The organism is Mesorhizobium sp. M2A.F.Ca.ET.042.01.1.1, assembly GCF_003997405.1.
In the GTDB taxonomy this organism is placed as follows: Bacteria; Pseudomonadota; Alphaproteobacteria; order Rhizobiales; family Rhizobiaceae; genus Mesorhizobium.
Map to the genome: position 1 here is coordinate 1 of NZ_RZRX01000329.1, position 5,672 is coordinate 5,672.

The following is a 5,672-nucleotide window of genomic DNA, read 5'->3' on the forward strand; positions in this document are numbered from 1 at the left end:
GGCCACCGGTGAGGATGGCGATGTCTTCCAGCATGGCCTTGCGGCGATCACCGAAGCCCGGCGCCTTGACGGCGGCGATCTTCAGGCCGCCACGCAGCTTGTTGACGACCAGCGTGGCCAGAGCCTCGCCTTCGACGTCTTCCGAGATGATGAGCAGCGGCTTCGAGGTCTGCACGACGGCTTCGAGAACCGGCAGCATGGCCTGGAGGTTGGACAGCTTCTTCTCGTGCAGGAGGATGTAGACGTCCTCGAGCTCGGCAACCATCTTGTCGGCGTTGGTGACGAAGTAGGGCGAGAGGTAGCCGCGGTCGAACTGCATGCCTTCGACGACTTCGAGTTCGGTCTCGGCGGTCTTGGCTTCCTCAACCGTGATGACGCCTTCGTTGCCGACCTTCTGCATCGCTTCGGCGATCATCTTGCCGACCGAAGCATCGCCGTTGCCGGCGATGGTGCCGACCTGGGCAACCTCTTCGGAGGTCTTGATCTTCTTGGCGTTCTTGATCAGGGTCGCAACGACGTCGGTTACCGCGAGGTCGATGCCGCGCTTCAGGTCCATCGGGTTCATGCCGGCGGCAACGGCCTTGTGGCCTTCCTGGACGATCGACTGCGCCAGAACGGTCGCGGTCGTGGTGCCGTCGCCAGCGATGTCGTTGGTCTTCGAAGCAACTTCGCGGACCATCTGCGCGCCCATGTTTTCGAACTTGTCCTCAAGCTCGATTTCCTTGGCGACGGTGACGCCGTCCTTGGTGATGCGCGGGGCGCCGAACGACTTGTCGATGACCACGTTGCGGCCCTTGGGGCCGAGCGTGACCTTCACCGCGTCAGCGAGGATGTTGACACCGCGCAGCATGCGCTCGCGGGCATCGCGGGAGAATTTTACGTCTTTGGCAGCCATTTTTAGCTCCTGGCAGGGGCTTCAATCGAGCCCGGGAATTCAGTTGACGAAAGGGCCTGATATGAGCCGATGATGCCCATGATGTCGGATTCCTTCATGATCAGAAGGTCTTCGCCATTGAGCTTGACTTCCGTGCCCGACCACTTGCTGAACAGGATGCGGTCGCCGGCCTTGACGTCCAGCGGGACCAGCTTGCCAGCTTCGTCACGAGCGCCGAAGCCGACAGCGATGATCTCGCCTTCCTGCGGCTTTTCCTTTGCCGTGTCGGGGATGATGATCCCGCCAGCGGTCTTGGATTCGGATTCGACCCGGCGAACGACCACGCGGTCATGCAGCGGGCGGAACTTCGACTTTGCCATTTTCGGATTTTTCCCTGGTGCGCTGTTGAGGGGTTTTTGTTAGCACTCGCGATGGACGAGTGCTAACGCGATAGTGAGGTAGGCTGTAAGCGGGCACTCGTCAAGACGGACGAGGGCAGGCGAGGAGCTCTGGCCCCCTCCCCGGTGGAACCCAACGCATACGCGGCATCCGCGTTGATGGCTGCGAGCCCCACATTTCCATTGAATTCGGCGTCATGACGCCAACTTGCTCGCGCCGCTTCCAAGTCGTCAGTCGTGCTGCCGTCAGCACGAACATAGGGCTGCGCTTCACTTCCCGTCGAAGCCGCGGCAAGCAGCGTCGCCGTCAGCACGCTCCTTTGCAGATGCTTGCCAAAGGTGGACAGTGAGCGCACCTGCGCCGGGCTGTTGGTGCGAACGTAAGACGTCATTGACAACTCCTTTTTGCAAGTCGAGCCCCTTCTCCACCTTCGGCCGCCGTCGACGCGAAGAAGTCCGCATCGCGTTGAAGACGAGCTGCGAAAAAGAGAAAGATGTGTTTGATGGCTGCGGCCCCAACGGTGCCTTCAGATTTGAGATCACTTCCGCCGCGAGCGGCTGAAGCTCCTCGCAACGTCAAATCGAATCTGCTGCCAAGCCTCCAGGAAAGGAGAGCATTGCTCATCTCGCGCTTGTGCATGCAGTCAACCTTCGATCCGTGTTGCCACATCAAGAGCAAATGCCGTGCCAAAGCTCACTGGGAAGTGAACGCATGGCTCTCCCTGAAAACCTCACAAATCCAGCATGGTCAATTGTGCGGAACCCGACATGCGTCTTCTGCCACTGTCAGCTTTCGGACAGGCATGACGCGTTTCGCGCCGACCACCGGTCGATCGGTTTTGGGGCCGGTCTGTTCGCCTCATAAGAGCGCGTTACATTGCGTAGCGGTTTCCCGAGCGCCGCCACATGACACTGGACCTGCAGGTAGCACCGGCTTCTCATCCAGCCTTACTTTGGCCCCCTCGCGTATCAAATTCCCGCTGGCGAGCCCTGCTTTCATAGATCGCACCATGCCGGATGTCTGCTCTGGCGCCCGACCCGCTGGCACGATCTCGATCCGGCATAAGGGCGCAGCATCTTTGCAGGCCGTTTCATCCCGGCGTCCTGCTTGGCTGACAGACCGCACTTGGCGAGCGGTCTCCATGCTCTCTCCAAGGACCATCCCTGCGGCTGGCTTGTCGACCTATGGGCGGGTCCGGCCGCCCGAAACCCTCGCGCCATCAGCTTTTTTCCCCGCCGCCTGCGGCGGCTTCCTCGCGCCGCTTCGCTCACAAAAAAGCTGCCCGCTCGGGTCCTTCACTGTCGCTGCGGCCCTGTCGGATTCAGGCGGTCCTGACGCGCCCATTACGGTGCGCCATCGCAGGGGATGGTCCCCGGCGAAACCACAAAAGGAGACTTCGAAATGACCGCGATCGGTTACGTCAACAAGCAGGAAAACGGCGCCTACAAGGGCCAGTTCAAGACGCTCAGCGTCCGCGCCGACATCGATATCGTCCCCAACCAGGCCAAGAGCGCCGATAACCATCCCGACTTCCGGGTGCTTACGCAAGGGGTCGAAGTCGGCGCTGGCTGGATCCGCACCGGCGAGACTTCCGGCAAGGATTATGTGAGCCTGTCGATTGCAGCGCCGGAGTTCGGACCGCGCAAGCTCTACGCCAATCTCGGCCGAGCCGCCGGCCAGGACGATCACGACACCTACGCCATCATCTGGAACCCGGCCGACTGACCGGCCGAGATAAGAGCCTCGCGCCGCAGCCCCGGCGCGGGGCTCATTCCCAGGAGTTCCACCCAAACCCCGTCCGCCCTAAAGGGCGGCGAAAACTCTCCCCCGACTCTTCGCCCGTCCCCGAGACGATCTCCCTCGCCCATCCTCGCCCTCGCTTGTCCGAAGCGAAACGAGGATCATCATGGACGACGAAAACGAACGCGCGGCCCGCGCGAAAAAGGGCAGCCCGTTTCTCAGCACAGCCCAAGCCGCCTTCTATATCGGGCTCTCCCAGCGCACGCTCGAAAAGATGCGGCTCAAGGGCGGCGGCCCGAAATTCCGCAAGCACGGCCGCTATGTCCGCTATCACATCGACGAACTCGACCATTGGTCGAAAGGACACCCGCAGCACTCCATCGCCGGCGATGGCAAGGCCGGTTCCGGCCAGGGCGGCACGGGAGGCCGTTCATGAGGCGGCGCCCTTCCATCCATCTGATCGGCAGCCGCCTGAGGCGTGTTCGAGCCCGTAAGACGGTCGCCTTGGCCGCGGCCGGTCTCGGTCTTTTGGGCTTCACGGCGCTGGGAAAGCCCGCCCCTTGGCTGGTCTGGAACGCCTCGGCCAGCGCGCCGATCGGCCTTTACCGCATCGCTGCGGGAGCGCTGGCGCGTGGCGATCTCGTGCTCGTGCGCCCGCCTGAATACGCGGCGTATCTCGCCGCCGAGCGCAGCTATCTGCCTCGCAATGTGCCGCTGGCAAAACGTCTTGCAGCGCTGCCGGACGATAATGTCTGCGCCTTCAATGACGCCATCATCATCGGCGGCGACATCGTCGCGCGCCGGCTCAAAATCGACGCCGAAGGCCGACCTTTGCCATGGTGGAACGGCTGCCGAGCGCTCGGGGATAACGAGGTTTTCCTGCTCGGCAGCGACAAAAACCGCTCCTTCGACAGCCGCTATTTCGGGCCTGTTCCCACTCAAAATGTCATCGGGAGGCTCGTACCACTATGGACCGAGTGACCCTCCTCTTGTTGGGCATGATCGCCATTGCGCCATGCGCCTGTTCCGCCTCGACCGGCGCTGAGCCGGTCGCCATCTCCCAAAGTCCGCAGCTGCGAAAGTGGCAGACGTTGGTATCGGAAGCAAGCCGGCGCTTCCATATTCCCCAAGCCTGGATCTATGCCGTCATGGCTGCCGAAAGCGGCGGCAAGACAATGCGCGGCGGCCGCCCCATCACCTCCCCCGCTGGCGCCATGGGCCTCATGCAGGTGATGCCCGGCACCTATGAAGAGATGCGGGTCGAACACGGCCTTGGGCCTAACCCCCACGATCCGCGCGACAATATCCTGGCCGGCACGGCCTATCTCAGTGCCATGTATGACCGCTTCGGATTTCCTGGCCTGTTTGGCGCCTACAATGCCGGTCCCGAGCGCTACGACGAGCATTTGAAGCGTGGCAAACCGCTGCCAGAAGAGACCGTCGAGTACCTCGACCAACTCAAGGCGGCCGGAGTTTCGGCGGCCGACATCGAGGCGTTCGAAAGCCAATCTGTCGCTCCAAAGGCGCAAATCGCTCCTCTCGGACGGTCGCTGTTCTTCATTCATGACGGTGTTCACTCAGGCGTGCGAAACGGCGATCTCTTCGTGCCGCTCGGCAAGGACGGCGCGCAGCCGAAGGAGCCGGTGCGTTAGCCATGGCGGACGGGGGCGCGTCTGGCGGGGCTGGGCGCGGAAGGCAAGATAAAGGTACCGCCTCCAGGAGGCGGTTAAATCTTTGTCTGCACATCGTTTTTCCGGGAGGCTGCCGCCGGTGCCAAGAGGGTTTGACGTGTAAGTGTCTGATTTTGCTTGATATGTCTGGGAGGCTCGCATTAAGGATGACGAGTTCAGGCCGAAGCTCGGCAAAATCGGGTCGCGCGGCTCGAAGGCCGGCAAACGCTATGCCGGCCAGGTTCGTGCGGCGATCAACCGGGCTGGCGGCCGGCCGCAACGCGGTGGTCGCTTCACAGGAAGCCGGACAGGGCGCGGCGGGGCGGCCGCCGCACTGCTGAAATCGCGCGACCGGTATGCCGCCTTCCGCCAGCGCCGGGTGATCGTCAAGGCGCGGGTCGTCAAGCTCGCCGGCAAGGGCGCGGACGGGGCGCGTGCCCATCTACGCTATCTTCAGCGCGACGGGGTCACCCGCGAAGGTGAACCTGGCGAGCTCTACGGCGCCGACAGCGGCCGCGTCGACGGCAAGGCGTTCATCGATCGCGCGGACGGCGACCGCCATCAGTTCCGCTTCATCGTCGCTGCCGAAGACGGCATCGAGTACGACGACCTCAAGGCGCTGACGCGGCGGCTCATGGCGCAGATGCAGGAAGACCTCGGCACGAAGCTCGACTGGGTCGCGGTCGATCATTTCAACACCGGCCACCCGCACAGCCACATCATCGTCCGTGGCAGGGACGACCGTGGCGAGAACCTGGTCATCGCGCGCGAATATATCTCATCTGGCATCCGCGAGCGGGCGGCCGAGCTGGTCAGCCTCGATCTCGGTCCGCGAACCGACCGCGAGATTGAGCTTCGCCTGCGCCGGGAAATGGAGCAGGAACGCTTCACCAGCATCGACCGTCGGCTGCTCAGCATGCGTGATGATGACGGCCTGGTCTCGCCGGGCGGTCCCGACGCCATTCGCCAGACGCTGCACCAGGGACGGC

The 5,672-nt window shown here is 63.0% G+C and carries 6 protein-coding genes and 2 pseudogenes; 5 read left to right on the plus strand and 3 right to left on the minus strand.

The window, feature by feature from the left end:
• From groEL to EOA23_RS30825, 3 genes and pseudogenes are all read right to left on the minus strand, one after another.
• Positions 1-895 (minus strand): chaperonin GroEL (gene groEL, locus EOA23_RS30815; protein WP_127306896.1); only part of this gene is annotated, 895 nt, incomplete at its 3' end.
• A gap of 65 nt (positions 896-960) precedes the next feature.
• Positions 961-1,254, minus strand: a pseudogene (gene groES / locus EOA23_RS30820) (co-chaperone GroES); the annotation flags it as partial.
• 62 nt (positions 1,255-1,316) lie between these two features.
• A complete protein-coding gene (locus EOA23_RS30825; protein WP_063169239.1) occupies positions 1,317-1,664 on the minus strand; it encodes a hypothetical protein in 348 nt (115 codons plus the stop codon).
• Positions 1,665-2,674: 1,010 nt separating this feature from the next.
• On the opposite strand from EOA23_RS30825, the gene EOA23_RS30830 reads away from it, so the two are divergent.
• From EOA23_RS30830 to EOA23_RS30850, 5 genes and pseudogenes are all read left to right on the plus strand, one after another.
• Positions 2,675-2,998: a DUF736 domain-containing protein gene (locus EOA23_RS30830; RefSeq protein ID WP_024505644.1), complete on the plus strand. Its 324-nt coding sequence runs from the start codon at positions 2,675-2,677 to the stop codon at positions 2,996-2,998.
• A 181-nt stretch (positions 2,999-3,179) separates the two neighbouring features.
• A complete protein-coding gene (locus EOA23_RS30835; protein ID WP_024505645.1) occupies positions 3,180-3,449 on the plus strand; it encodes a helix-turn-helix domain-containing protein in 270 nt (89 codons plus the stop codon).
• The gene (locus EOA23_RS30840) at positions 3,446-3,994 is read left to right on the plus strand and encodes a S26 family signal peptidase (protein WP_024505646.1); all 549 of its coding nucleotides are present in this window, start codon (positions 3,446-3,448) and stop codon (positions 3,992-3,994) included. The genes EOA23_RS30835 and EOA23_RS30840 overlap by 4 nt, the downstream gene beginning before the upstream one ends.
• Positions 3,982-4,665, plus strand: a complete 684-nt coding sequence (locus EOA23_RS30845; protein WP_024505647.1) for a lytic transglycosylase domain-containing protein — start codon at positions 3,982-3,984, stop codon at positions 4,663-4,665. The genes EOA23_RS30840 and EOA23_RS30845 overlap by 13 nt, the downstream gene beginning before the upstream one ends.
• A 178-nt stretch (positions 4,666-4,843) precedes the next feature.
• Positions 4,844-5,672, plus strand: a pseudogene (locus EOA23_RS30850) (relaxase/mobilization nuclease domain-containing protein); the annotation flags it as partial.